The organism is Anabaena sp. EIM26, assembly GCF_057568715.1.
This window is the reverse complement of sequence record NZ_CM172472.1, coordinates 1,249,580-1,276,310: the sequence shown is the minus strand read 5'-3', so window position 1 is coordinate 1,276,310 and position 26,731 is coordinate 1,249,580. Positions and strand designations below refer to the sequence as shown.

24 protein-coding genes and 1 tRNA gene are annotated in these 26,731 nt (G+C 38.1%); 8 read left to right on the top strand and 17 right to left on the bottom strand.

The features are described from left to right. Positions 1–56: 56 nt before the first annotated feature. Both AC012T_RS05430 and AC012T_RS05425 read right to left on the bottom strand, forming a co-directional pair. Positions 57–350 (bottom strand): DUF433 domain-containing protein, encoded by a 294-nt coding sequence (locus AC012T_RS05430; protein ID WP_487063784.1) that lies wholly within the window; start codon positions 348–350, stop codon positions 57–59. 526 nt (positions 351–876) lie between these two features. Beyond that, positions 877–1,608 (bottom strand): hypothetical protein, encoded by a 732-nt coding sequence (locus AC012T_RS05425; protein ID WP_487063782.1) that lies wholly within the window; start codon positions 1,606–1,608, stop codon positions 877–879. Positions 1,609–1,883: 275 nt separating this feature from the next. Between AC012T_RS05425 and AC012T_RS05420 the strand changes: the two genes are divergently transcribed. Continuing rightward, positions 1,884–3,470, top strand: a complete 1,587-nt coding sequence (locus AC012T_RS05420; protein WP_487063780.1) for a B12-binding domain-containing radical SAM protein — start codon at positions 1,884–1,886, stop codon at positions 3,468–3,470. 43 nt (positions 3,471–3,513) lie between these two features. Here the strand turns inward: AC012T_RS05420 and AC012T_RS05415 are convergent, their stop codons facing one another. The 3 genes from AC012T_RS05415 to AC012T_RS05405 all read right to left on the bottom strand — a co-directional run bounded on the left by AC012T_RS05415 (position 3,514) and on the right by AC012T_RS05405 (position 7,116). Continuing rightward, positions 3,514–4,779, bottom strand: a complete 1,266-nt coding sequence (locus tag AC012T_RS05415; RefSeq protein ID WP_487063778.1) for a condensation domain-containing protein — start codon at positions 4,777–4,779, stop codon at positions 3,514–3,516. A 78-nt stretch (positions 4,780–4,857) separates the two neighbouring features. Continuing rightward, positions 4,858–5,844: an arginine deiminase-related protein gene (locus AC012T_RS05410; RefSeq protein WP_487063776.1), complete on the bottom strand. Its 987-nt coding sequence runs from the start codon at positions 5,842–5,844 to the stop codon at positions 4,858–4,860. Positions 5,845–5,922: 78 nt separating this feature from the next. Beyond that, positions 5,923–7,116 carry a type III PLP-dependent enzyme domain-containing protein gene (locus tag AC012T_RS05405; RefSeq protein ID WP_487063774.1) on the bottom strand — a complete coding sequence of 398 codons (1,194 nt, stop codon included), beginning with the start codon at positions 7,114–7,116 and terminating at the stop codon, positions 5,923–5,925. A gap of 787 nt (positions 7,117–7,903) precedes the next feature. On the opposite strand from AC012T_RS05405, the gene AC012T_RS05400 reads away from it, so the two are divergent. After that, positions 7,904–8,671 (top strand): DUF3109 family protein, encoded by a 768-nt coding sequence (locus AC012T_RS05400; protein WP_487063772.1) that lies wholly within the window; start codon positions 7,904–7,906, stop codon positions 8,669–8,671. 306 nt (positions 8,672–8,977) lie between these two features. On the opposite strand, the gene AC012T_RS05395 is transcribed toward AC012T_RS05400, so the two are convergent. The 4 genes from AC012T_RS05395 to AC012T_RS05380 form a co-directional block, all read right to left on the bottom strand. Next, positions 8,978–9,487, bottom strand: coding sequence for an SET domain-containing protein (locus tag AC012T_RS05395; protein WP_487063770.1), 510 nt, complete (start codon positions 9,485–9,487; stop codon positions 8,978–8,980). 294 nt (positions 9,488–9,781) lie between these two features. After that, on the bottom strand, positions 9,782–11,215 hold the full coding sequence (locus AC012T_RS05390; protein ID WP_487063768.1) for an MATE family efflux transporter: 1,434 nt from the start codon (positions 11,213–11,215) through the stop codon (positions 9,782–9,784). A gap of 259 nt (positions 11,216–11,474) precedes the next feature. After that, positions 11,475–12,701, bottom strand: coding sequence for a molybdopterin molybdotransferase MoeA (locus AC012T_RS05385; RefSeq protein WP_487063766.1), 1,227 nt, complete (start codon positions 12,699–12,701; stop codon positions 11,475–11,477). Positions 12,702–12,726: 25 nt separating this feature from the next. Beyond that, positions 12,727–12,978 (bottom strand): hypothetical protein, encoded by a 252-nt coding sequence (locus AC012T_RS05380; RefSeq protein ID WP_487063764.1) that lies wholly within the window; start codon positions 12,976–12,978, stop codon positions 12,727–12,729. Positions 12,979–13,176: 198 nt separating this feature from the next. Here AC012T_RS05380 and AC012T_RS05375 point away from each other — a divergent pair, with 198 nt between their 5' ends. From AC012T_RS05375 to radC, 5 genes are all read left to right on the top strand, one after another. Next, complete coding sequence (locus AC012T_RS05375; RefSeq protein ID WP_487063762.1) at positions 13,177–13,734, top strand: RDD family protein; 558 nt, start codon at positions 13,177–13,179, stop codon at positions 13,732–13,734. 43 nt (positions 13,735–13,777) lie between these two features. Continuing rightward, a complete protein-coding gene (rpmG, locus tag AC012T_RS05370; protein WP_015217160.1) occupies positions 13,778–13,972 on the top strand; it encodes a 50S ribosomal protein L33 in 195 nt (64 codons plus the stop codon). A gap of 2 nt (positions 13,973–13,974) precedes the next feature. After that, on the top strand, positions 13,975–14,190 hold the full coding sequence (gene rpsR, locus AC012T_RS05365) for a 30S ribosomal protein S18 (RefSeq protein WP_015217159.1): 216 nt from the start codon (positions 13,975–13,977) through the stop codon (positions 14,188–14,190). Between the two features lie 320 nt (positions 14,191–14,510). After that, positions 14,511–16,568 (top strand): ribonuclease catalytic domain-containing protein, encoded by a 2,058-nt coding sequence (locus tag AC012T_RS05360; RefSeq protein ID WP_487063760.1) that lies wholly within the window; start codon positions 14,511–14,513, stop codon positions 16,566–16,568. A 304-nt stretch (positions 16,569–16,872) separates the two neighbouring features. Then, positions 16,873–17,604 (top strand): RadC family protein, encoded by a 732-nt coding sequence (radC, locus tag AC012T_RS05355; RefSeq protein ID WP_487063758.1) that lies wholly within the window; start codon positions 16,873–16,875, stop codon positions 17,602–17,604. A 20-nt stretch (positions 17,605–17,624) separates the two neighbouring features. Here the strand turns inward: radC and AC012T_RS05350 are convergent, their stop codons facing one another. From AC012T_RS05350 to AC012T_RS05315, 8 genes are all read right to left on the bottom strand, one after another. Then, complete coding sequence (locus tag AC012T_RS05350; RefSeq protein ID WP_487063756.1) at positions 17,625–17,813, bottom strand: FHA domain-containing protein; 189 nt, start codon at positions 17,811–17,813, stop codon at positions 17,625–17,627. 154 nt (positions 17,814–17,967) lie between these two features. After that, positions 17,968–18,303, bottom strand: a complete 336-nt coding sequence (locus AC012T_RS05345; RefSeq protein WP_487063754.1) for an element excision factor XisI family protein — start codon at positions 18,301–18,303, stop codon at positions 17,968–17,970. Beyond that, positions 18,291–18,707, bottom strand: coding sequence for a XisH family protein (locus tag AC012T_RS05340; protein WP_168494987.1), 417 nt, complete (start codon positions 18,705–18,707; stop codon positions 18,291–18,293). Before AC012T_RS05340 ends, AC012T_RS05345 begins: the two co-directional genes overlap by 13 nt. Before the next feature lie 335 nt (positions 18,708–19,042). After that, entirely contained in the window at positions 19,043–19,789 is a 747-nt protein-coding gene (locus tag AC012T_RS05335) for a creatininase family protein (RefSeq protein ID WP_487063752.1), read from the bottom strand. Positions 19,790–20,069: 280 nt separating this feature from the next. Continuing rightward, positions 20,070–20,151, bottom strand: a tRNA-Leu gene (locus AC012T_RS05330). Between the two features lie 85 nt (positions 20,152–20,236). Then, positions 20,237–21,316: an alpha-hydroxy acid oxidase gene (locus AC012T_RS05325; protein ID WP_487066456.1), complete on the bottom strand. Its 1,080-nt coding sequence runs from the start codon at positions 21,314–21,316 to the stop codon at positions 20,237–20,239. 69 nt (positions 21,317–21,385) lie between these two features. Further along, entirely contained in the window at positions 21,386–22,261 is an 876-nt protein-coding gene (locus tag AC012T_RS05320; protein ID WP_487063750.1) for a M48 family metallopeptidase, read from the bottom strand. Between the two features lie 140 nt (positions 22,262–22,401). After that, complete coding sequence (locus tag AC012T_RS05315) at positions 22,402–23,583, bottom strand: leucine-rich repeat domain-containing protein (RefSeq protein WP_487063748.1); 1,182 nt, start codon at positions 23,581–23,583, stop codon at positions 22,402–22,404. Positions 23,584–23,800: 217 nt separating this feature from the next. On the opposite strand from AC012T_RS05315, the gene AC012T_RS05310 reads away from it, so the two are divergent. Then, entirely contained in the window at positions 23,801–26,689 is a 2,889-nt protein-coding gene (locus AC012T_RS05310; RefSeq protein ID WP_487063746.1) for a CHAT domain-containing protein, read from the top strand. Positions 26,690–26,731 lie beyond the last annotated feature (42 nt).

Sequence of the window (26,731 nt, the reverse complement as noted above, 5' to 3'; positions counted from 1 at the left end):
CATGGTTGCGACTAATGCGGACATATCTTCATCTATATAAAGTGCAGCAAAAATAGTCATACTGTGCCTAATGCAGCTTTCACAGCAGGATGTACTAATTCATTAGGTACTTGATTTCGTTCAATATAATCATTAATTTCTGCTTGATGATCTAAATAAAAACTCAAGGCATCAAATACTTGTGCTAGTGTTAAATGCGGTAAATGATTAGGGATTTCTTCTGGCATAATGCCCAATCGCCATAAACCAACAATAGCGCTGATAGATGTACGAGTGCCTGTGATAATTGGCTCTCCACCTAAAATTTCAGGATTGCGTGTAACATATCTTGAGGATGTTTCAGCAAACATAAGAAAAAGTTGCTCAGATAGTCTGATATTTTCTCTAGTTTATCTCATGCGAATCGCTTCTCTTACCACAGGCATCGCTCCTATGGAAATAAAAAAGGCACAAATCAAGAAAGAACAAACCACGAAGACACGAAGGAAGCGAAGGAAAGAGAGTTTCAGAGATATTTTGCGTCTATAGTGTCTAAACTTTTGCACCTTTTTAGTAGGGGATACCTTGACAAGATGATTTAATTTCAGTTTTAATAAGTGTATTAAATAAAGTTTAGCCTGTTGTAGTAAACAGGACACAGCGCAACTCCCTAATCGCCCACTATACAATTAAGTCCGCTTCATGGGCGGGTCGCGGTGACGGCCTGATAGCTCTAAAGAGTTGTCAGGCTTTGGGGTATTAAATGTAGGACTTACGCAAGTGTCACACCAAAAATCTATTGTAGGGTGCGTCAGACTGCATAAATCTAGTAAATAAACATATTTTTGATATCTGACGCACCCTACCAATGTGCCAGTTGCGTAAGTCCTGAAATGGTTAGAGCATAGTATGGAGTTTTTGTGCTGTATCATAATGTACTTTAGCTAATGTATCTTGAAGTAAACAGGAATATTGGTAGAATCTGGAATGACTTCCAAAACAGCCATGCAGTGCGTTTCCATGAACTGACCAGTTGCGGAAGGCGTACAAAAGAGTAGGCATATCAAGAGAGTTAGCACTTCCTGCCTGTGCTGCGTCTCTAATAGCTTTCGCCGTATCTCCACGAACATCACTGGGTAAGTATTTCCAGCAGATAGCCTGTAAAGTTATGACAGACTGGCTACTCATGTTAGGTAATCGTGTTACAATATTTGTATTAAGTAATTGACGAAGTTCTTGCAGCCTAAATGATACATTTGCTGGTGAAGCACTGTTATAAATAACACAAAACTTAGAGTATTCAGTTCCTCTATTCGAGGGAGTTCCAACAAATAAATCAAGCAGTTCCTTACGAGTAAAAATTGCATTAATAGCAAACCAAGAGAAGCTAAATCTTAAAAGTTCAACAAACAACTCATTGTTTTTTGATTTATTTAAGTTTTTACCCATGTAGTAAATGCTATCCATCTCTGCTGCACGTCTTATCCATTCAGTCGCAACACCTATTCCAATGACTTGGGTTGAGAGTACATCAGTAAGCCCTTGTTGTGCAATACATTGTTCTACTTTAGCTGCACACTGTGAATAAATTTTACGTGCTTCTAAAAGAGTATTTCTATGTGAAATCATAGTATCAGTAATTTTATGTAGTCCCAACCTGTACTATCCATCAAAAATCATCTTAACCCAAGTTGCTAATTATCTAGTCGAGGCTGGTAATAGGTAGTTACTGATACGTAATTATTGATGAAATTCTGTCTTCATCCTGTAAATCCTTAAATCCTGGACATCCTGATTCTGACAATTCCCCCATTCTAACATACACCAGGCAAATTGAGAAAAAAGTCAATTAGTCTTAATTTTGGTTACAGTTAGATCACAAATAAATCGTGAGGGGTGATACTATGCGTGTTTTGCTAGTTTATCCAATATTTCCCAAAACCTTTTGGTCTTATGAGAAAATTCTAGCGTTAGTTGATCGCAAGGTACTGTTACCACCTTTGGGTTTAGTCACAGTAGCGGCGATTTTACCCCAAGAGTGGGAATTTAAACTTGTAGATCGTAACATTCGCGCTGCAACCGAGGAAGAATGGGCATGGGCAGATATTGTCATTTTCTCTGCCATGATTGTCCAAAAACAAGATTTACTGGATCAAATTCGAGAAGCAAAACAGCGTGGTAAGCTGGTGGCGCTAGGTGGCCCCTACCCCACATCGACACCCCATGAAGTTGAAGCAGCAGGGGCAGATTTCCTGATTCTCGATGAAGGGGAACTGACTTTACCCATGTTTGTGGAAGCAGTGCAGAAAGGTGAAAAATCTGGTGTTTTCCGGGCTACTGAAAAACCTGATGTCACTGGTACACCCATTCCCCGCTTTGATTTATTAGAATTTAATGCCTATGATATGATGTCCGTGCAGTTTTCGCGGGGTTGTCCCTTCCAGTGCGAATTTTGCGACATCATTGTTTTATATGGACGCAAACCCAGAACCAAAACACCTGCACAACTTTTAGCAGAGTTAGATTATCTCTATGAGTTGGGTTGGCGACGTGGCGTGTTCATGGTAGATGATAACTTTATTGGCAACAAACGCAATGTGAAATTGTTGCTAAAAGAGTTAAAAGTCTGGATGGAAGCACATCAATATCCCTTTAATTTTGATACAGAAGCTTCCATTGATTTGGCACAAGATCAAGAAATGATGGAGTTGATGGTTGATTGTGGATTTAAAGCCGTATTTTTGGGTATTGAAACGCCAGATGAAGATAGTTTACAACTAACTAAGAAATTCCAAAATACCCGCAGTTCTTTAACTGAGTCAGTAGAAACAATCATTAGAACTGGACTGCGGCCAATGGCTGGGTTTATTATTGGTTTTGATGGTGAAAAAGCTGGTGCAGGCGATCGCATCGTCAGATTTGCAGAACTAGCCGCTATCCCTTCTACAACCTTTGCCATGTTACAAGCGTTACCAAATACCGCCCTATGGCATCGTCTCACAAAAGAAGGCAGACTGCGGGAAAATAAAGATGGGAACATCAATCAAACTACTCTGATGAATTTCATTCCCACCCGTCCCCTAGAAGAACTTGCGAGGGAATATGTGGAAGCTTTCTGTGCTTTATATGATCCTGTAGCCTATTTAGATCGCACCTATCGTTGTTTCCTGATGTTGGGTTCTCCCAAATGGACAGCACCAGCCAAAACCCCAGAATGGGTAGTTATCAGAGCATTGCTAATTGTGATTTGGCGACAAGGTTTTAAAAGAGAAACCCGCTGGAAATTCTGGCATCACTTCTTTAGCATTCTCAAGCATAACCCCAAAGTGATCGAACAATACGTTTCTACCTGCGCTCACATCGAGCATTTTATGGAATATCGGCAAATTGTGCGTGATGAAATCGAAAGCCAATTAGCTGCATATTTAGCCCAAGGTGCAGAAAAACCCTATGTACCAGTGAAAGCAAAAGCAGAAGCAGTAGTTAGCTAACCAGATTAAAAGGCGATGTCTAGTTTGGGCATCGTCTTAGTTTTTAGTAGCAAGCGTCGATGAGATTGGATATTACATTGTTTGCTAAATTCTCCATCGTCGTTTGACTAACCGAAGGCTCAGAAAACAAGAAAGATAATAATGTTTTTTCTCGAAACTCAGATATGATAAGGGTCGGCATTCCCCCAAATGCAGCTGTTCCACAAACGGTGTGAATTTCCTCAAGTTCAAATGTCCCGTATACTGTGGGAATATTAAGTTTTCCCAGATTGCTGATATCGGCGGTTGTTTCCACTTCTTTGCCGAGAAGATCGATAAACTCATCAAGCTGTTCTGAAGTGATTTCGCTAATAAAAGCACCGCTCTTTAAAACCGATCGAATCTGTTGTCTTACCTCCCGCGACAAACCCCAAAAAGATGTGTTTTTTTCTAGAGTTTGCCATGAGATTGCATCCCAAGCCAACGAGTTCAAATGCTCGTTACTAACAGTAAATTTTAAATAAGGACGCAAATTAAAAATCGTAGTGCAAGAGGCACGCACAACCTCAATTTTTTGAGTTGCTCTGATAATTCCGGCTGTTGCTAACATCAGGGCTGCACAAAATGCTCCATGCAAGGTTGTTTTTTCCTGTCTCGCAATTTTTTTCAGATGTTGAGTTAACTTTTCATCGAGATATTTGTAAATGTAGGCAGTTTTGCGGCTTTCTATGGGAACCCACTTTTCAAAACCTAAGGTATCTATCTCCAAGTGTGATTCATACGGCTGACTGGTTGTCGTTAAATGTGGCAAGAGTTTTTCTAGTGAGGGTATTACAGGTAAGGGTGTCACTTGAGTTAGAGTTTCACCTGAAGCAATTTTTTGACAGTAGCTCAAGATTTCCGATTGCAGTTGCACAAATGAAAGTCCATCTGCTATTGCATGATGCACAGTTGTAATCAAATAGTTGCTATCTTTTTCATCGAGAGCGCGAATCAGTACAGCTCGCATCAGGCACTTGCTACTATCAATTTCTTTGTTAATTTGTGCGGTAACAATTTCTTGCCAGTATTTATCATGGAGCTTATCCACAACCTGTAGCGGAATCTTTTGCGTACCTTCCGTTTTAAATTGCAAACAATCCTGTTCCTCAACAATTCGCCAATTCAGGCGTGGATGACGAGACTGAGCCATGTCAAGAGCCTGTCTGATCATCTCTGGTGTTAAGATCCCCTTTATCTGGCTGGATATTGTGATATTAAATGTTCCTCCTTGTCGATTCAATAGTTCACAATACCGTTCATGTGGGAGGAGATTTTGGTTATTATTCATGAATATTTTATCCTGTAATTAAGCTAATATATATGACTAAACTCCTCAAAATTATAGAAATTTTTTTCAAAAAAATCATCACGAATAAATATTAGTATATTTTCTATTAATTTCTTTAGCAGATGAAGTTGCTTCTTGATAGTCAAGTACTTCTCTATAATTATTCCGGTTTAGGTGCATCATCATACATGAGAGCGATGCTCCTGATTTGTGGAACTCGGATAAATTGAACAACACAGGTTCCATTCCCATATATGTACACAGCTTGTTTAATGATTCAATCTTAGTTTTTTCCAGATCATAGTTCTGATCAGAGGACGAAAGTTCTTCGATATTAGATTCACAAAGGATGTATTTTCCTAAAACCACACTATTGCAAAGTCCAGCATAGGCAGAATTATATTCAATGTCATAAATATAAGTATATTTTTCCAGTTCTAGCAAAGTTTTTTTCTCAGCTATGTGTGTACACACAGCGACCTGCTCAGATAAAATTGGAAAAACACAGCAGTCAAGATGATATAGATATCCATCTTTCATGAAAAAAGGAATTACTTTCATCTCAAAAGTTTGACTAAACCAATCTAAAGCGTTCTTTGAAGTGCGAATACCATGAGCGCCAATATAAACGTTGTCCTTTATATGCTTTAAATCTGCCTCTCCTTCAAAATAGGCAGGCGCTTGTTGGACAGAAGAAAAACCTAAATGCTTGAAAAATTCAAGTCCGATACTACTCTCGTTCCGTCTCAGCTCTGAATAGTAATTTGCAATCACAACAGTTTGCTCTTGAGTATGAGGTAAAACAATACCTAAATTTGCCACATAGGTCTGATCCTGAAGACCAGAACAGCTAGGAAGCAAATAAACAAGCGCAAAACGCGATACAAAGCTATATAATGACATGAATTGTGAAATCGCATTTTCTTGGTCAATAATACGCTTATCAGGGCTAAGTTTTTGCATATAAAGATTATTAGGAACTTCAGCCGACAAAGAAAAGGGAACATTCATCAAAAATGCTGGCTTATTAGTAGTAGAAATATAATTAGCAGGATGGTGTGACATGAAAACCTCGTTAGTAAAAATGCTTCGATATCCAATGAAACTTGAGAACCCAGTTAGAATTAGATTCTAATAAGATAATTAAGATAATGCGGCTCTACTTAGCGGCTCATCATACAAAATCGAAAAGGCTTCGGAACACAAACCATTAAAACGAGTAACGGATGAATTTGAATATGCACCAATTTGGTCAATTTCAATCCAATCACCTTCACGCACATCATTAGACAATTTTAAGGGTGTTGGCAGCATATCGGCAGAATCACAGGTTGCGCCATTAATATAAAACTCTTCTAACTTATTAGAAGTAAAATCATTAAGCCGAACAACTCTCGCTGGTAGCTGAATTTTTGAATCATACAATTCAGATAACCCACCGTAAATACCATCATTGATGTAAAGTTGGTTTTTTTTACGCAATTGCACTTGCACTAATAATGAACAACTAGAGGCAACGAGTGCGCGTCCTGGTTCTGCTATGACTTGGGTTTGAGGCGATAATCTCAGCCGATTTAGTCCATGCTTTATCTCTGTCATATAATCTTCTAAAAGAGGAACATTAGTTCCTGGATAAGCATTGGGAAAACCCCCACCTATATCAAGGCAAATTGGTTGAATACTAGTACTATGAATGACCTCTCCTACAATGTCTAAAGCAATGCTGTAAGCTTTAGGGTCAATACATTGAGATCCAACATGAAAAGTAATGCCTGTTTTACAGCCATGTTTCTCAGCTTCTTTAATCAAACTACTTGCATCGTTTGGTTCTGCGCCAAATTTTTTGGAAAGGTTGTAGAAGCTGCCTTGTGATGCTGGTGTTTTTAAACGCACCATAATCACAATATCTTCCCCACCAGTCTCCTGTAATATTTTTTCTAATTCATCATAGTGATCGACTACAAAGTGTCGTATCCCATGATCCCAATAAGCAGATTTGATAGCAGCGCGGCTTTTTACCGGGTGCATAAAATATGACTTTGCATCTTTATAAGCATTGGATATTTGTGAAAACTCAGCTTCTGAAGCAATATCAAATCCTCTAATTCCTGCTTTATATAAAGCATCTACAACAATGGGTTGTGGGTTGCACTTTAGTGCATATATGACTGTTCCAGGAAAGAGAGATATAAATTGCTGGACTTTTTCTGCTAAAATTTTTGGTCGAAAACAGTAGATAGAGTAGTTGGGTTGTAAAGCAGCAATTAGAGATTGAACATCTGCAAAACATGGAATACATATTTTCAGACGACGGTTATTGACTGTTTTCTCAATCATTTTTTAAAGGATCAGCAGTATTAGAAGAATGAAGTAAAGAATTGTTAATTAAATCAAAACAAAAAATGGTGAAACAACTGTTAATATGCAAAGGTATACTATTACTTTCAATTACACTTGTCAATCAAGTAGGTTAAATGATATTTGTCAATAGGAAAGTCAGGATATACACATTTACAGGAATCACCAAATATATAGTATTGGTTAAATCTCTTCATTTTTGCCAAATGATTGAGTCTGACGCACTCTGCTAATATGCTATCCCAAAAGCCGGAAATTACCAATTATCGTTGATTCATATCATGTCATGTTCGATTTGTATAGCGCGTAAGTCCTATATTTAGCCCTTTCAAGGTGGTGAAATTTGGAACGAAGATTGGTTGTTTCAACCTTCAAAAAACCCAAAATATGGGCGGAGGATTTAAGATGATCTCACGGAAATGACGTATTTCCGTTAGTCACATTGAAAGGGCTAGTCCTATATTTAAGAAGAGAGAATCATCTTCAATATTTTTACTTGACGACAAGCCACGTTGCATATATGCTGTGCTTATTTGAAGTTAGGTTTTTCCAGGCTAACACAGTCGATTCAAAAGGTTGTAGGGGGTAGGGTGTGGGGTGTAGTGACTCAAGTTGAAAAACGTGGGATTGAAAGATGTATTTCTTGCGCTTTGCGTCTCGAAATACATCTTTTTTAACAAAGCTCTCAAACCAGAACTAAAGTTTTCTCTATATTCCCCCACACCCTGTTTTTTGTAATGTAAAGAAATGAATTGAGTTAAAACAAATGTCTAACACTAATATTCCAGAAAAGTTCATAAACTTTACGGCTTACCCCCAGACAGAGCAAGCTTGCCGAGATGAACTTAGTCAGGCAAATCTTAACATTGATTCATTTGAACAGAATCGTCAGCGTTGCTCTTTGTCTAGCTGTCACGGTATGTGCTGCCATTATGGAGTTCACGTTAATCAAGAAACTGCGGAAACTATTCAAAAAGTCGTTGAAGAAGAAGCAGAGTTTTTTAAAAGCATTGGTCTTGATTTACCAAAAGAAGTAATTATCGATGATGAAGAATATGAAGACTTTCCAGTTGAAAAGCTTGAATGGAAAGGTATGTGTTCGGTAAAAAAAACGGCTCTTAAAGAGAAACCTTTTTCCCGTCTCGTCAACGACTATCCAAAATATTTCAAAGACACAGCCTGTGTCTTTTTACTTGATGATTCTCGCTGTGGATTGCAGGAACTGTCCAAAGCCAAAGGATTACATCCCTGGTACTATAAACCATTGCCTTGTTGGCTGTTCCCAATTTTTATTGCTCCAGGAGAGAAGCAACCTGAAATATTTTTACCTAGCCCCGAAGCAGAACCTTGGTATTTGCCGGAGTATGGCTATGATGGGTTCTTCACAAAAGTACCTTGTGGTCAATATTCTGAGTGTGGACAAATAGGTTATATTTTGTTGCAGGAAGAACTGAAGTTTTTGTCAGCGATTGTGGGTCGAAACTTTGGGCAAGAAATTCAAGATTCAGTTAATAAGTCTGCTGAGAGCGATTGAGAAAAATATTCTAAGAGGTTGTTTGAAAAGTCTAAATTCATACATCCCTTGGCGATTATAAATCACGTCTACACAGACCAAACCCACCTTCGTGGGTTCAAAAGCCTTGATTTTTAATTAGTCCACGCTAGAAATTAAATATGTATGAGCTGAAACCATTGTGGAGATGTTCCATGTAACGTCTCTACAATCTTGACTGAAGATGTCTATTGTCTCTCAGCTTTTTCTATCCGAATTCTTCTAGATTATAGATTATCTGTTTACAAAACCTACGATAGTTTCAGTCAGTTTATCAAAAATGCACCTCTAGCTAAGTTCATCTGTATGGCGATTGTGTTCACGAACAATGAAATCTTGGACTATACCTAATTTCAGATATTTTTCTTTAACGTTAGTTGGTAAGTAATGAAAATCTTTTATGATTTTCCTACAATTTCTCGATGAACACCCACACTCCATTGTCCATGTATCGCTCATAGTGGTAGAGTAATCGCAAAAAATCTCATCACTTTTGGAAATATTCATTAGAGCTACTAACATATTGGTATTTACAATCCCTGCATTAGGATCGCAATGATGATTGATAAAAACGCCAGGTTCTTCTAAGTCAATATATAAGTTAGTATCTATTTGCAGTGGATTAGCTCCTTCCTTTTCTTCTTTAGCTATAACTTCATCAAGATTAATTATTTTACCGGTAAAGATGAGAATAACTTCACCTTTACTAATGTTTTGAGCAGCAAAAATTCCTCTTCCAAAACTACATTTATCTATATAGATGTTTGGATAGCTAGGATTCAAATTTTGAACGTTCATATTGTTTTTTTATACAATTTAATTATTTTAAGCACTTAAAATACTATTTCCCCATTGGATAAGTTTAACTGAATAAGCCTTAGTGTTTTCATAAAATTTACTTCTCAACCACACTGCATCAAATCGGTAGCGTGTCACTATCAGATGAATATTCAGTGGTGTTAGACACTAGCTAAATGGTAATCGATCACAGGTGATGGCAAATTACAAGAAACTGAAGTTTTTGCCAGAAATTGTTGGTCGAAACTTTGTGCAAGAAATCCAAGATTCAGTTGCTAACTCTACTGAAAGTGATTAAGAAACTGATTTGAATACAGGAGTTTGATCCTCATTTGCGGATTTACTCCTGTCTAGCTTTTCTTCATTATCGCTAGATTCGATCATCTCAGAAATCGAAAGGTAAAAACGATAAATTAAAAACAGTGTAGCTAGTGTAGTTCCTATTGTTAAACCTGACCACAAACCGATAGATCCCCAATTGAAATAAAAGCAAAGCAGGTAGCCGCTAGTCATGCCAATACACCACTGAAACAGGATGTTAATTAATAAAGGTAAGCGGGTGTCTTGGATACCTAGTAACGTCCCTAAAGTAATCAGGTTAAGTCCGAAAGCTATGAGAAAAAGTGAGGCAATTCTCAGTAGGGGGATTGCAGACGTGATTGCTAGGACGTTATCTGAATTACTGCCATCTAAATAGATGGTGGCAATCTGCTCTGGAAATAGACATAAAGTAACAGAAATCAGGCTAATTGCTGCTATACCAATGGCAATTGCGGCAAATCCTGCCCTTTTTGCGCCACCAGGATCATTCTGACCGATCATTTGTCCAACTCGCGTCATGGTAGCGTAAGATATCGCTGTTGGCACAATCAAAGATACTTCTATAATTTGCACGATAATTTCATTGGCTGCTAGTAAGGTTGTTCCCATGTAGCCACTCAGTAAGGCAATCAAGGTAAACAAGAACAATGTGGAAGCGTATTCTAATCCAAGAGGCCAACCATTTTGCCAAAGTTGGGCAAATATATCTCTGTTAAACTGTAGAGCAGCGAATAGTTTATATTCTTGAAACCAAGGATGGAAAGCAATTATGGCAGCAGCAGCTAGGAAATTCACCCAGTAGACAAAGGTGCCAGCCCAACCAATCCCTGCTAATCCTAGAGGTGGCAAGCCTAATTTACCAAATATTAAAAGGTAGTTAATGAGAATATTTAAGGGAATAGTAGAAAGGGCGATCGCACTAATTATTTGAGGACGATTGATCGCAGTAGCCACTTCTTTGATAACAAAAAAGCCTATGGCCGCTGGAAAACCCCACACAATTGCTCTTAAATAGCTACTACTTAACAATACTGTGTTTTCCTGTTGACCAGATAGCAGCAAAATTGAGTCTAGATGCCAAATAAGAAATATTATCGGTAAACATAGAACAGCTACCAGCCAAAGTCCTTGAGCAAAAAGTTGGCGAATGCGATCTATTTTCCCCATACCAAAAGCTTCAGCTGCCAGGGGACTTGCTCCCTCGACAATTCCCATACAGATAAAAATTAAGGTATAGAAGGTAATTATACCTAAAGCGCCAGCAGCAAGGAATTCAATCCCTAAGAATCCAATCATCACGGTATTGATAAAACTTATGGATGCTTCCGCTAGTTGAATGCCTCCTAAAGGAATTGCTAATTGCAAGGTGGCAAAAACTTCTGATATGAATTTTGATGGCGATCGCATTAAATCAACTACTCTTGGTTTATTTAGAGAAATGTAAAGAATCTTATATTTAAGTATATCAGGATATTACAACCCATACCAATTACCCATTACCAGCCTCAACTATAGGAATCCTATTTGATTTTTGATAGCTTGCGTGGCGTAGCCATACAGAACTCCGTACATACTGAAAGCCTTCTTCCCTGTTCCCTGCCTCCACGAAAAATTCATGAATCACATCGGATCACTATAGATAACTAGGAACTTGAGTTATTATTAATTATCTCACCTGTAAAACTAGCACTTCTTCCCGTGGATAAACTAAGGTTTTCCCGACTGGTAAAATAGCTAAAGCATTAGTTTGAGCTAAATTAATTAAATTACCAGAACTATTATTACCCCCGGCTTGATGAAATTCATAAATGCCATTGACTAAATGTAACTTACCCCAGATATAAGTTTCCATCTTGCCATTAGATTGTAGTTCGGAGTGCGATCGCACTTTCAAAAAATTCCCTTGCCAACCTTGAGCCAGTCCCGCTAGTTTTTTAATCGTTGGTTGTACAAAGCGCCAACAAGTCACCAACGCAGACACAGGATTTCCAGGTAAACCAAAGTATAGAGTATTGGGAAAAGTTGCAAAAGTCAGGGGTTTACCCGGACGCATTTGCACAGACTGAAAATGGATTTTTGCACCAAGTGATTGTAAAATCTTTTCTATATAGTCATAGTCGCCTACAGACACGCCACCAGAAGAAATAACGATATCAGAATTAGCGATCGCATACTCGATAATTTCTTTTAACGCAGTAGGATCATCCTTAACAATTCCTAAAACTAACACTTCAGTCCCCAGTTCCCTAACCAAAGCTGCCAAAGCAAACTGATTAGAATCTACTATTTGCCCTGATTGCAGCGCTTCTCCCGGCATCACCAACTCATTACCACTAGAAAAAATTACCACACGAGGACGACGAAAAACACTGATTTGATCACGCCCTGCTGCGGCTAAAACTGCAATTTCCGCAGCAGTTAGGCGAATACCCGCTGGCAAAAGTTCGCTTCCTGCTTTGTAAAAATCTCCCTTGCGTCTCACAAACTCTTGCGGTTGAGGAGCAGCAAAGATAAAAACGCGGTTTTCCTGTCGGTGTGTTTTTTCCTGCATAACTACAGTATCTGCACCATCTGGCATCACCGCACCCGTAAAAATTCGTGCCGCTTGTCCTGGTTTAACGGTAATTTGGGGTTTATATCCAGCGGGGATTTCTGCCACAACTTCTAAAACAGTTGGTTTTTCAGCCGTCGCTTTCAGCACATCTGCATAACGCACTGCAAAACCATCCATTGCTGAATTATCCCAATGGGGAAAATCCAGATAACTATTTACCGAAGTTGCCAAAATTCGATTATGTGCCGTCAATAAATCGACAAATTCTATATCCTTCTGGTTATCCAAGCCTCGTACTAAATTTAAGATAGTAGCTTCTGCATCTCTGACTGACAGCATGGTGAATAACTCCTGTATAATTATTTTAATCTACATCTTTAATATTCACAAAACCCTCACTACACCACGCTTGTAACAACCATTTTTTAGAGTGCTGATCAAGTGCTGGTAAAATTCGGAAATTAAAAACATCTTGCCATACTTCAACACTATGTTGATCAACAAAGGTTCTTTCTAATTCTTTAAACTGTGAATAATCACGATCATCAATTGCAATCAGCATAGGAATTACGGCGCTGACTGGAATTTGAGTAGCAGCTGTTCCTATAGATGTCATTGTGGGTAATCCTCAAAAATACAAATAAATAAATGGTAAAAACACCTGTTTAGTATTGATGATTGTAACCAACCGCTTATCTTGGCTTGTGGTCACTGCGAATCCGACTCATGCAACAAGTACTTAAATTATCACCTTAATATTAAAGATAAGAGCAATGATTATTTTCCTACACCTAAACATAAACACTTATTGTGTATGACCATCGTTAAAGTACCCCAAAAACACTACCCCAAGGCAGAAATAATCCGTCGAGGCATGGCACTGGGGATAGATATTCTTGGTGTCTGGCTAGTTAGTTCCCTACTAGGCAGCAATAATGTTGGGATTCAATTTGTCCAAATTTGCGTCTTTATCCTCTCTTGGCTAGTTTTGCGGGTAATAGTGGTGTACAACAATCGTGGACAAAGTTTAGGGCGTTGGGCTTTTGATTTAAAAGTCTTAGAAGTCGAAGGTGAAAGAATAGTTGGCAGAATTCCCCAATTGCAGGCATTATTGAAGCGAGAGGGGATTATTTGCTTTAATGCCTTGCTAACATCCATAGCTTTGACAAATATCATAGCTAATCCCACTGCTATACTACTATTACTTCCTTTAGGAATTGACTGTGGTGCCGCCTTATCAGATACTCAGATGCGTCAGGCTCTGCACGACCGCTATGCTGGAACTATCATCGTTTCATCACGACGTGGCTATTCGCTGGACTTAAAAGTTAAACGATTAGTTGAAAAATTGCAGCGAAATGTGAGAAGATAGTCATTTGTGTTAATTCTCTCCAGGCTTTACTGTTTGTAAGATTATGGCTAAGAGTAAAGGTGCCCGCATAATAGTGACACTAGAATGCACCGAGTGTCGTACAAACCCTGACAAACGTTCTGCTGGCGTTTCTCGCTACACCAGCACCAAGAACCGTCGGAACACAACTGGTCGCTTAGAACTGAAAAAGTTCTGCACCCACTGCAACAAACACACTGTTCATAAGGAAATCAAGTAAATATGAGCTACTACCGTCGTCGCCTGTCGCCAATCAAGCCAGGAGAACCAATTGATTATAAAGATGTTGATTTATTACGGAAATTTATCACAGAGCGTGGTAAGATTCTACCCCGGCGGATTAGCGGTCTGACCTGTAAACAACAGCGCGAATTAACATTAGCGATTAAACGCTCTCGGATTGTGGCTTTGTTGCCATTCATCAACGCAGAAGGCTAAGAAGATTTTGGATTTTGGATTTTGGATTTTAGATAATGATCCAAAAAAAAGTAACGTTGGTAATAGAAATTAAACGTTCACTTTCAGTCCAAAATCTAAAATTTGATCAACACCAAGGGAGTGTACAATAATGACATTCCAAATTTAAAATCAACAGATTTGGAGTTAGGTTATGGGGAACAAAAAACAGGAAATAGGTAAAGAATTTTACTTTTTTCCTAATCACCAGCCTAAACTAGATAACTAGGAACTTGGTTTACTAGTCATTTAATCCAAAATCTAAAATCTAAAATCTAAAATTACTATAAAGTGCGAGAGTTGTGGACAAGGGGACGCTAGTTGAATTTAGGGTTCAAGGCGATCGCCGTTTGGGCGTGGTAGATCGTCCAGACGGCAAGACCCGTTGGTTTGTGTTAGATGAACGAGGTCAATCCCACAGCCTCGCGCCTCGACAACTAACTTACATAGTTGATGGGCAAACTTATCAGCCCTCAGAAATTGCCAATTTTTTAGAGCAAGTCAATCCTTACTTAGATCCATCTAGTTTGGAAGTGGCTTGGGAAATATTGGTAGAAGATGGGGAAACTATCACCCCTGGAAAAATGGCAAATTTGCTATTTTCCGAATCAGAAGCAGTTCATTGTTATGCTGCTCATTGCTTGTTATCAGAAGACAAACTGTATTTCAAGCAGAAAGGAGAAGCTTACGAACCTCGCAGTGCCGCACAAATAGCAGAACGTAAACATCAAATTGAAGTAGAGACGCAAAAAGCTAAGGGACAACAGGAATTTTTAGCGCGTGTAGAACAGGCACTCAATGGTGAAAGTGTCGAATGGCAAAGACTGGATCGCCAACGCTTAGAAACACTGGAAAAATACGCAGCCCTAATGGCGGACATCGTGCGAATGGGAGTAAATTTTGACTCTTTAGCTCGTGCATATCCACCTCCAGCCCCAGTATTAGAAACCATGAATATGCTGGGACGTTCTGCTACTCCCCAGGCGGCTTTTCAACTATTGATCGACTTGGGTTGGTGGAGTTCCCATGAAAACCTGTTCCTGCGTCGTTCTTCAATTCCCGTTCAGTTCCCCAATAAGGTATTAGAAGTGGCGCAACAACGCTTAGATTTTCCACCAACAGACTTGGATGTAAATCGCCTGGATCTAACTCATCTGAAGGTATACACCATTGATGATGAAAGTACTACAGAAATAGATGATGGTCTGAGTTGGGAATTGTTACCAGATGGACAGGAACGCCTGTGGGTACATATTGCTGATCCCACCCGGTGGTTAATACCAGAAGATGAGTTGGATTTAGAAGCCAGAAAGCGGGGTAGTACTGTTTATTTGCCTACGGGGATGATTCCCATGTTCCCAGAGGTACTAGCAACCGGCCCGATGAGTTTGGTACAGGGAAAAATTTGTTGCGCTCTCAGTTTTGGGATAGTTTTAAATCAAACGGGATCTGTAGAAGATTATTGTATTCATCCCACCTTGATGAAGCCTACTTATCGCCTCACTTATGAAGATGTAGATGAGATGTTGGAATTAGGGGTAGAAGCAGAACCAGAAATTGCTGCGATCGCTAATTTAGCAAAACGGCGTAAAACTTGGCGATATAACCAAGGAGCCATCAGCATCAATATGCCAGAAGCGATGATCAAAGTCAAAGATGATGACATCAGCATTGACATTTTAGATGATTCCTCATCTCGGCAACTGGTAGCAGAAATGATGATTCTCGCTGGCGAAGTAGCCGCACGTTATGGACAAACACATAACATCCCCTTGCCTTTTCGCGGTCAACCCCAACCAGAACTACCACCAGAAGAAGAATTACTACAACTTCCCCCTGGTTTTGTCCGTTCCTGTGCCATGCGTCGTTGTATGCCCAAAAGTGAAATGAGCATTACACCTGTACGTCATGCTGGTTTGGGCTTAGATACATACACCCAAGCGACTTCCCCCATTCGTCGTTACAGTGACCTCCTCACCCACTTCCAACTTAAAGCCCATTTGCGTGGCGAAGTTTTGCCCTTCTCCCCTGAACAGCTAAAAGAAGTGATGATGACTGTCACCAGTACCACCCAAGAAGTAACAATGGTGGAACGACAAACAAACAGATATTATGCTCTAGAATATTTACGCCGTCATCCCGAACAAGTATGGCAAATCACAGTTTTAATGTGGCTACGGGAAGATAGCAATTTAGCATTAATTCTGTTAGAAGATTTAGGCTTGCAATTACCAATGGCCTTTAGGCGTTCTGTTAATTTGGGTGAACAGTTGTCCGTTAAAGTTAGTCTCGCTGATCCGCAAAAAGATATGATCCAATTTCAAGAAATAATTTATCAAGAATCTCAATTAGCAAATTAGATGCAAGATACAGCAGAATTCAGGAGTCAGAAGTCAGGAGTCAGGAGTAAAACTGACTTGGTGTCTGGCTTTGAATTTAGATTCTGTACCTCATTGATCTGCAATCCGCTGTATGAGTAACGGGATTTCTCTGAAAAGACCCTACCCATAGCTTGCTTCCCCAGCATAGCTGTAAGGCAAAACTTGGCAAACCCTCTGTAAGTTTCCAAAATTAAAGATTTTTGCCAATAGAGATAATTTGTAGCTTAAAAAAGGGATAAATAGAAATAGTTCCATCTGTGGTGCATATTCCCCTTATTTTTATATGACATATTGCCTCAGAATCGCCGACTTACCAGAAAATGAGCGTCCCCGTGAGCGATTAATGACCCACGGACCGAAAATCTTAGCTACTGCTGAGTTAATTGCCATTCTGCTGGCTACTGGACAAGGGCCAGGTAAACTCTCCGCAGTCGGGTTGGGGCAACATATATTACATGAATTAAGCAAACATCAGCGTGATCCTTTGGCAGCCTTAAGGGAAATTACCCCGGCTGAGTTAATGGCGATTCCCGGAATTGGCCCTGCAAAAGCCACAACTATTCTCGCAGCCATTGAATTAGGCAAACGTGCTTTTTTATGCCGTCCTTCAGATGGAACAGTCATAGATAGCCCACTCGCTGCGGCTGCCACGCTTAGTCAAGATTTGATGTGGCAGAGTCAAGAACGTTTTGCAGTACTACTTTTAGATGTGAAAAATAAGTTTTTGGGAACTAAGGTGATTACTATTGGCACTGCGACTGAAACCTTAGCTTCTCCTCGTGATATTTTTCGGGAAGTGATTCGTCATGGTGCAACGCGGGTAATAGTTGCCCATAATCACCCTTCTGGTAATCTAGAACCGAGTGAAGCAGATATAGAATTAACAAAACAATTATTAGCAGGGGCAGAACTTTTAAGTATTCCGTTATTAGACCATTTAATTTTAGGTAATGGCACTCATCAGAGTTTACGAGAAACTACAACTTTGTGGGATGATTTACCTCAGGTAGATTGAATTAACTACCGTTATCAAGGTTATGGGTTTTCAGGAGGATTGATATCTAATAAGCAATGATAGCGAGAAACTGTCATATCAATATTATCGGCAATTTGCAAATTGCAATCTTCACTTCTACCGATAATACAAGTGCTGCGACTATCAAATATGTATTGTTTTCCTGAAAGTTTCCCTGTGGCAATGGTGAGGGTAACAGTATATGGCATTTTTTTATAGTTGATTATTTAATGTTGTGGTAAATATTATAGTTGAGATCCCGACTTCTTGGATCAAGATTGTGATTTATTTAACGTTTAATTGAGAAGTCGGGGATCTGGGAGTGGGATTTTTAGAAAAAAGATTGGATAAAATTGGCAAAAATTAAGCCACACCATAACCAGTATAAGGACGTTTATAGGGTGGTTGTAAACCAAAAACAATGTCCTCTTTTGGTACTCCCATATTTACGAGTTGTTCAGCTAAATCTGTTTCGGTCGTATTTTGCTGAATCCAGATTTTGTTATCTTTAATATCAAAATGAATCACACTATGATAAATCCGGGTTAAACCATTCCAACCGACACGAAATAATTGATAATGATCATGAATGGTATCAAATATTAATTCATTATCTATTTCATCATATTGAGGTTTAAATTGACTGTGTTCCTGGAGTATGGTTTGAATATATTGACGATAATTTTCTAAATTTGCCATTTGATAATTACCTCCATTATGGGATTATATACTATGATTTTAAGTTTATGTCTTGCTACTGCAATTTTAGCAAGTCGAGTTTGAAAGAAGGATTTATAAGTTTCTTCGGGAACTGCTAAATATAATACTCGTTGTGATTCAGTCTCTTCTAACATGATTTGATAATTGAGAAATTGTCCTAATGCTGTATGAAATTCACTTACTGCTGAGTTACTAGCAAAACTTTTGATTTCTACAGCAATCTTTTCTTCTCCTTTTTCGGCTGCAATTAATCTTTCTGCACCTAAATCAATTTTCAATGTTGTATCTTCTAATTCTACCTCCAATGGATCATCAGTAATTAACCATTGTTCTTTTTCTAGTGCTGTTCTAACTGCTTGATGAAATAAATCTCTTGCTGACATAGTTATTTATGAATTAATTTATTTGTCTGAATCAGGATGTACAGGATTTAAGGATAAACAGGATTTAAGATATATGTTACATCTATTTGTATGTATTTAGACATCCTTTCAATTTCGGCTCCACAGTACATACTATGCTAAATATAGTTCATGAAAACCATAAAAATTTTACCATATAGCCAATACAGATTTTATTTATTAACATTTTAGATTTTTTTCGTTGATTTTAGTTTTTTGCCTTATTTTTCAACGAAATTTTGATGTTTAATTAAAAGTTTGGCATAACAAGTACCTAAGAGCCTCAATTTCTCTTTGTGTCTCTGCTTGAAAAAACCCTATTCCCCCTTCACAAATTCCAAATACCCTTTACTCAATTCCCCCACAGCCAAATCATAAAACTGCTTACCATGTTCTGGTGTTGCTAAAGCCGGATTTGAACCCATGCGGCCATCTGGGTAACTTTCTCGAAAATTAGCTGCACCATAAATTCTATGTCCACTTGCAACTTCTGAAGACAGGGGTGCTTGCTTGATTGCTTCTGGATAAACGTACTGGGTAACAGCTACTTCACTAGGGGTAGCATGAGAACCTTCTTGATCACCATATAATTCTTTGGCAAGTTTATATACAGAACCGCACATAAACCAATTAGCAATTTGACATTGAACTTTTTGAGAATTAGGAATTTGTAAATCTTCTAAATGTGCGTAGGTTTCGGAAAAAGCAGCTTTCAGAGTCGCAATATTTCCACCATGTCCATTAATAAAATAAAACTTTGTAAAACCTGCTTTTGCTAAACAAGTTATATAATCCCGAACTACCAAAATTAAGGTGCTAGGACGGAGGCTAATTGTACCGGGAAAAGCAGTATGATGTAATGCCATACCGATATTGATTGTTGGTGCAACCATTCCTTGAGTTTGTTCTGCGACACCGTGGGATATTGCTTCTGCACAAATGGCATCAGTCCCAATTAAACCCGTTGGGCCATGTTGTTCTGTGGAACCAATGGGGCAAATAATTCCCTGGGATTTTTGTAGATAAGTTTCAACTTCTGGCCAGGTGCTTAAATGTAATTGCATTTTCTCTAAATCTCGAAACCTGATTCAACGAAGCTAATATGTAGCATATTGCTAAACCTGTCCATAGGATATTTATTAGACATAGGAGTGAGAATTAAATGTGCGTAACTTGATAATTTGCGGATAAGATGCCCGCACCACAAGAAATTTTAGGGTATTTTTTTAATTGCAAGTCCCCTAATACAGATATAGGTTTACAAGGAAATTATTTTGTCACAGAGAATATCTCATTTGTGGATGTATGTCGAAGCGATATAAGATATATTTACAATTTTTAAAGTGGGCGGGAGGAGAATCGAACTCCTATACCTTTCGGTGCCGCATTTTGAGTGCGGTGCGTCTACCAATTCCGCCACCCGCCCTTGGGTGTCACTTTTCTAAACATAGCCTATTTTTTTTATTTTGGCAACAGGTATTTAGATTTATTTAGGGATTGGGGAAGAATGATTAATTATGAATGACCAAAGTTGAATCAATATCTTGTAAATTAGCACAGCCGCTGAGTGCCATTGCCGTAGTTAATTCATCTGTGAGTAGGGAGATGATATGAGATACTCCCGCTTGTCCAGATACCGCTAATCCCCATAGGACAGGGCGACCGATAAGGACGGCTTTTGCACCGATGGCTAAGGCTTTGAGGATGTCTGTACCGCGACGAATGCCGCCATCTAATAGGACTTCTGCTCTACCGTCTACTGCTGCTATGATTTCCGGTAGGGCATCTATGGAGGCGATCGCACTATCTAATTGTCTACCACCATGATTAGAAACCACAATCCCTTGAGCGCCATGTTCTACAGCCCGCACCGCATCATCACCCCGTAAAATTCCTTTCAATACCAACGGTAACGGACTCAAAGATTGCAGCCATTCCAAATCTTTCCAAGTCAGCGCGGGGTTAATTTGTTGAGCAAAATAACTCAATAAACCAGATTCACCTTTTTCCTGGGGAATATCTAACCCTGATATCTTGGTTAAATTAGCGGGATGCAAACCAGAAGGTAAGGTAAATTCATTGCGTTGATCTCGTTCCCGCTTTCCCAACACTGGCGCATCCACAGTTAAACACAGTGCTTTGTAACCTGCTGTGTATGCTCTTTCTACCAAAGCACGAGTTAAACCCCTGTCTTTGTGGATATAAAGCTGAAACCATTGCAAACCATTGTCAACCGTTGCAACTTGTTCCAAACTCTTAGTAGCCAGCGTACTCAACACCATACCTGCACCAGCTGAAGCTGCTGCTGAGGCTGTAGCAATTTCCCCTTCTGGATGTGCGAGACATTGAAAAGCCATTGGTGCAATGAGCAGCGGTAACTGCAAAGATGCACCTAAAACTTTAGTTGTCAGGTTAATTTCGCTGACATCAACTAGCATTTTAGGACGGAGTTTAACTCGTGTAAAAGCAGCACGATTATCCTGCAAGGTGATTTCATCCCACGCACCACTGCTGTAATAGTCAAAAGCCATCTGTGAAAGATGTGATTTTGCTAGTTGCTCATATTCAAATAAATTGATGGGTGAATTCATCTCTTGCACTTACCCCACTCCTCCTGCTTTCTTCTCTGTCACCTGTCACCTGTCACCTATTACCTAATTTTACCAATTGCGCCATCCGCCCTTGGGTGCTGTTTCAATCTGATCTTTAAAACCGTGATTTTGCAGTAACTTTTGGTACTCTAAACTACTACTCCAGCGGTCAATTTCCCTAGCGCGTAATACTGGTACTGGATGGCTTAATTGAGCGGTGCGGGCTTCTTTGACCATTACACCAAGTTCTGTTTTACTGATGTCATCATAAGCACGAGCTTGGTCAATAAAGGCATCGAGATTTAGCTTGGGTGCTAAGGTGGGAGAACCGCCGGCTAACTTCATTAAGACTGACATGACAACTTTGGGGTTTTGGGTAGCTAACAAAGCAGCGCGATCGCAAGTAAACTCAGCACAACGTACCCATTCTAATAATTGTGCCTGTAATGCTTGGGCTAAAACCGCACCCACATTAGGTAAAATCGCTGCCGCTAAGACCAATAAATTGACAGGTGTTAAATAAACGCTGTGGTCACATTTGAGATGTCCCAATTCATGGGCAATTACAGCTTGAATTTCCTCTGGTGTGAGAATATCAATCAAGGAAGTGTGCAGAACCACAAACGGCTGCTTACCACGCATTGCAAAAGTATAAGCATTGGGTGCAGGATGTTGACGCACATACAACTGGGGAGGCTCAATATCTAAGATTTTGCAAGCGTCTAATAATAACTTGTGTAAATCAGGTAATTGTTTTTCACCCACCAAAATACTAGAAGCAATATTTTCTACATAAAAAACCTGTTCAGCCATTGGACCGAGCCAATTTCTGACCATCATATCTATTCCAGGAATTTGCTTGAGAGTTTGCGTTGCTTCCAAGTCCAGAGGATGACGGAATGAGTCAGCTTTTAAACCAATTAGGGGCGTTTTAACTAATGACATAATTATGGTAATCAATAAAAAATACAATTCCCATAGATAGTATAACGATAGAAAAACGTAATCTCCAGATCCCCGACTTTTTTAACGTCAATTTATAGCTCAAAGCTGATAACTGATTACTGATAGCTGATTACTTACCATTATTTCACAATTGGATTATCTTTAAAACTCACATCTTTTAAATTACTGAGTTTTGATAGGGGCGTGACATCTGTGATTTTGTTATGATCGAGATTTAGGAGCGTCAAGCTAGTAAGTTGTGATAAAGCACTAATATCTGTGATTTCATTATCTTCTAAAATAAGTTCATTTAAGTTAGTCATTTTTCCTAAAGAACTTACATCTTTAATTTTATTCAAACTCAATACCAACATCTGTAAATTATTCAAATTCGCTAAAGGACTAACATCTCTAATTTGATTGTAAGTCAAAAGCAACCGAGTTAAATTTTTCAGGTTTCCCAAAGGACTTACATCTTTAATTTTATTATCTCCTAAAAACAGCATATTTAAGTTAGTGAGATTTGTTAACGGACTAACATTGGCAATTTGATTACCTTCTAAATTCAGCCTTTTTAATTTTTTTAAATTTGCCAAAGGAGTAAGATCCTGAATTTGATTCTCCGTTAATTCCAGTTGAGTTAAATTAGTCAACTTAGCTAAAGCAGAGATATCCTTAATTTGGTTATCTTCTAAAGAAAGACCAGTTAATTTCACCAAATCTCTGAGAGAACTAATTTTGTTAATATAATTTTTATCGAGACTTAACGAAGTTAAATTTTTCAATTTAGTCAAAGCACTAATATCAATAATTTCATTATTAAACAGTGACAAAGATTCTAGATTTTTTAATTCTTTTACGGCATTAATATCCTTAATTTTATTTCTTGCTAAAGTTAAACGATTAAGATTTTGCAGGGTTGCTAAAGGATTAATATCAGTAATTTGATTATTACTAACATCCAAATCTTTGAGATTTTTTAAACCTGCTAAAGGACTAAGATCAACAATTTCATTACCGTAGAGATTTAATGATTCTAAATTTGTAAATCCTGACAAGGGACTTAAATCAACAAGTTGCTGATTTATCAGATCAAGTTTTGTGACATTTAACAAATTTTTGGCAGCTAAATCACAATCATTTGTTTTGGCTTTTGCTAATAATAATTCTACCGTAATTCTCGCATCTGCCGATAAATTAGCCTGTTCTTTACACAACTGTATAAAATTACTTTCCCTGGGAGGTTGAGCAGCTTCAATAACTCCCCATCCACCACATATCCACATACTCGTCATCAACACCAACGCGCTAGTTAATTTCATATTTGATATCCCTATTGTTTGTATAACTTTTTGCCAGAATTTAGCTGTTCAGTTATCAGTAATCAGCTTTCATCTGTTTTGTCTACCTCTTGCTAACTGATCATAGCTGAATATTGACATTGCTGTATACTAGATTACTTGCTATGCTAATAGTTATAGTTTAAACCAATAATTTTTATTAGTTGTTTTCTTAACATTCATTAACCAGTTTACCCTTATGCGTATACATTCAGCAAATGTCGGTTTTATTACTCTGTTGTTGTCAATATCTTCCATATCTGTTTTAACATCCATCAGTAATTTTAATCCTGTATTCGCTCAAGAAGTGAGTAATCAAACTCAGAAAGATCAAGCTGATCGGTTATTGAGAGAAACAATTTATTTATGGGTGAATAGTCGCATATATAGAAGAAATGATGACAGAATTATTAACGGTTTTCAAAAGACCTTACAAGCATATAAAAAAATAGGATACAAACCCGGAATTGCTAAAACATTGGATTATCTAGCGTTTGTATATTACAGCAGAAAAAATTATCAACCAGCATTTAATCATTATCAGCAAGTATTAAAACTTCAACAAGAATTAGGTGATAGTAAGGGTGAAAAACAAACACTCATTAAAATCATGGATATTGAAAGTGAACAAAGTCGTCAACTTTATGAACAAGGACAATATCAAAAAGCATTAGAAAAATTACAAAAAGTTTTAAAATTAAGGGAACAACTGGATTTACAAGATTTAAAGGGACAACTAGATTTACAAGATGTAAAAATTCAAACAGGTTTCATCATTAACAAAATCGGTATGATTCATCATACTTTAGGAGAATATGAAACAGCTTTAAAATTTTATCAACAATCTTTATCAGTTTTTCGAGAAGTTACTACACAACCAGTAGAAAAAACTCCTTGGGTATGGACTGTGTTTTTTAACATGGGAGAAATTTATCAATCTTTAGGAGAAAATGAACGAGCTTTAAATAGTTATCAGCAAGCGTTAAAATTAGCTCAAGAAAATAAAATAGGCTCAGAAGTAAGAAATATTAACGCCATTGGTAATAGTTATTATCGCTTAAAACAATATGATTTAGCATTGCAATTTTATCAACAATCTTTGGCAAAACTTCCAGGAGTTAAGAACAAAAAAGAAAAGAAATTATTAGAAGCATTGACTTTTAATAATATTGGACTGGTTCACCTTGATCAAGGAAATTATGACTTATCTTTAAAGTTTTTACAGCAAGGTTTAACTATTGTGAAATCATTGCGAGATAAACTTTCTCAAGGAGTGATATTAGATAGTATTGGTAAGGTATACTTCCAACAAGGTAAGTATGAATTAGCAGGTAATTTTTATCAACAATCTTTAACACTTTTTCAGGAAATTGGTTATAAAGCAGGTGAGGCTAAAGTTTTGAGTAGTCTGGGTTATTTGTTGGAAAAACAAAACCAACCACAATTAGCAATTGTGTTTTTTAAACAATCAGTAAATGCAAGAGAAGGAATTAGAAATAATATTAAAGGTTTATCCCAGGAACAAAGACAATCTTATACAGAAACCATTGCAGAAGATTATCGTCATTTAGCTGATTTATTATTAAAAGAAGATCGCATTTTAGAAGCACAAAGAGTATTGGATTTACTTAAAGTTCAAGAATTAGAAGATTATTTAAGTAATGTCAGAGCTAGTGATAACACTGTTCAAGGTATTACCAAGCGTCCCCAAGAACAGCAAATTATTCAAGGTGTGTCCGCACAAATAGATAAGGCAATTTCTCAAGGACAGGAATTAGCTTTATTAGAAAATTTAGGTGTTAATCAAAGAACAGAAAAACAAAAACAGAGAATTATTGAATTAAGAAAAAATGAACAAGAAATTACTAAAGAGTTTGCAACTTTTTTAGAAAGTCCCCAGGTTAGAGAATGGATAGCAGAACTACAAAAAACCACCCAAGGACAAGCAATTGATTTAAATGCTTATGCTACCACCTTGCAAGATAACCTCAAAAAAATCCAACAAGATGCCGTAATTATCTATCCTTTTGTTTTAGAAGACCGTTTAGAATTAGTGTTAATTTCTCCATACACTCCTCCTTTAAAGCGCACTGTTCCTGTCAAAAGAGAAGAACTTAACCGAGCGATCGCTGAATTTCGTTCGACTGTCACAACGCCAATCCGTAATCCTAAAATTCCTGCTCAAAAGCTCTATAATTGGCTGATAAAGCCCTTGGAAAATGATTTAGTTCAAGCCAAGACCAAAACCATTATTTATGCCCCTGATGGACAATTGCGTTATATTCCTTTAGCAGCACTGCATGATGGTAAGCAATGGCTTGTCGAACGCTTTCGCATCAATAATATCACTGCTGTTAGTCTGACTGATTTGAACACCAAACCGCAAAGTCAGTTAAATATTTTAGCTGCTGCTTTTAGTGAAGGTGAGTACACTTTTAAAGTGGGAGATAAGGATTTATATTATTCTGGTTTACCATTTGCGGGAAAGGAAGTAGAAACTCTTGCTCAAACCATTCCTAACACTAGAAAAGTTTTAAATAAACAATTTAATCAAGATATTATTTTGGAAATGAACGATTATTCTGTGGTTCATTTAGCGACTCATGCTTTATTTACCCCAGGACAGCCGGAAGCATCATTTATTTTGTTTGGTAATGGCGATCGCATGACCCTACGAGATATCAAAAATTGGCGGTTGCCAAATGTTGATTTAGTGGTACTTTCAGCTTGTGCAACCGGATTAGGTGAGATATTGGGAGACGGTAGGGAAATTCTCGGTTTTGGCTACCAGATGCAACAAACAGGTGCAAGAGCGGCTATAGCCTCTTTATGGTCGGTGGACGATGGCGGTACGCAAGCATTGATGAATGTCTTTTATACAATTCTCAAACAAGGGAATATTACTAAAGCCGAAGCCCTGCGTCAAGCTCAAATATCCCTGATTACTGGCAACTATGCAATTACAGGTCAGGAAAGACGTATTTCTATCAAACAACCCATTAATAGTAATTTACCATCACAGGTGAGCGATCGCCTGAGTCATCCTTTTTACTGGTCTCCATTTATTCTGATTGGAAATGGATTATGAAGCGATCAGATGCAAATTTTCCTCAAACATCCGAAACTGATC

Coding starts and splice junctions, on each gene's coding strand:
- AC012T_RS05430 (WP_487063784.1), bottom strand. CDS start 350: ATGTTTGCTGAAACATCCTCAAGATATGTTACACGCAATCCTGAAATT.
- AC012T_RS05425 (WP_487063782.1), bottom strand. CDS start 1,608: ATGATTTCACATAGAAATACTCTTTTAGAAGCACGTAAAATTTATTCA.
- AC012T_RS05420 (WP_487063780.1), top strand. CDS start 1,884: ATGCGTGTTTTGCTAGTTTATCCAATATTTCCCAAAACCTTTTGGTCT.
- AC012T_RS05415 (WP_487063778.1), bottom strand. CDS start 4,779: ATGAATAATAACCAAAATCTCCTCCCACATGAACGGTATTGTGAACTA.
- AC012T_RS05410 (WP_487063776.1), bottom strand. CDS start 5,844: ATGTCACACCATCCTGCTAATTATATTTCTACTACTAATAAGCCAGCA.
- AC012T_RS05405 (WP_487063774.1), bottom strand. CDS start 7,116: ATGATTGAGAAAACAGTCAATAACCGTCGTCTGAAAATATGTATTCCA.
- AC012T_RS05400 (WP_487063772.1), top strand. CDS start 7,904: ATGTCTAACACTAATATTCCAGAAAAGTTCATAAACTTTACGGCTTAC.
- AC012T_RS05395 (WP_487063770.1), bottom strand. CDS start 9,487: ATGAACGTTCAAAATTTGAATCCTAGCTATCCAAACATCTATATAGAT.
- AC012T_RS05390 (WP_487063768.1), bottom strand. CDS start 11,215: ATGCGATCGCCATCAAAATTCATATCAGAAGTTTTTGCCACCTTGCAA.
- AC012T_RS05385 (WP_487063766.1), bottom strand. CDS start 12,701: ATGCTGTCAGTCAGAGATGCAGAAGCTACTATCTTAAATTTAGTACGA.
- AC012T_RS05380 (WP_487063764.1), bottom strand. CDS start 12,978: ATGACATCTATAGGAACAGCTGCTACTCAAATTCCAGTCAGCGCCGTA.
- AC012T_RS05375 (WP_487063762.1), top strand. CDS start 13,177: ATGACCATCGTTAAAGTACCCCAAAAACACTACCCCAAGGCAGAAATA.
- rpmG (WP_015217160.1), top strand. CDS start 13,778: ATGGCTAAGAGTAAAGGTGCCCGCATAATAGTGACACTAGAATGCACC.
- rpsR (WP_015217159.1), top strand. CDS start 13,975: ATGAGCTACTACCGTCGTCGCCTGTCGCCAATCAAGCCAGGAGAACCA.
- radC (WP_487063758.1), top strand. CDS start 16,873: ATGACATATTGCCTCAGAATCGCCGACTTACCAGAAAATGAGCGTCCC.
- AC012T_RS05350 (WP_487063756.1), bottom strand. CDS start 17,813: ATGCCATATACTGTTACCCTCACCATTGCCACAGGGAAACTTTCAGGA.
- AC012T_RS05345 (WP_487063754.1), bottom strand. CDS start 18,303: ATGGCAAATTTAGAAAATTATCGTCAATATATTCAAACCATACTCCAG.
- AC012T_RS05340 (WP_168494987.1), bottom strand. CDS start 18,707: ATGTCAGCAAGAGATTTATTTCATCAAGCAGTTAGAACAGCACTAGAA.
- AC012T_RS05335 (WP_487063752.1), bottom strand. CDS start 19,789: ATGCAATTACATTTAAGCACCTGGCCAGAAGTTGAAACTTATCTACAA.
- AC012T_RS05325 (WP_487066456.1), bottom strand. CDS start 21,316: ATGAATTCACCCATCAATTTATTTGAATATGAGCAACTAGCAAAATCA.
- AC012T_RS05320 (WP_487063750.1), bottom strand. CDS start 22,261: ATGTCATTAGTTAAAACGCCCCTAATTGGTTTAAAAGCTGACTCATTC.
- AC012T_RS05315 (WP_487063748.1), bottom strand. CDS start 23,583: ATGAAATTAACTAGCGCGTTGGTGTTGATGACGAGTATGTGGATATGT.
- AC012T_RS05310 (WP_487063746.1), top strand. CDS start 23,801: ATGCGTATACATTCAGCAAATGTCGGTTTTATTACTCTGTTGTTGTCA.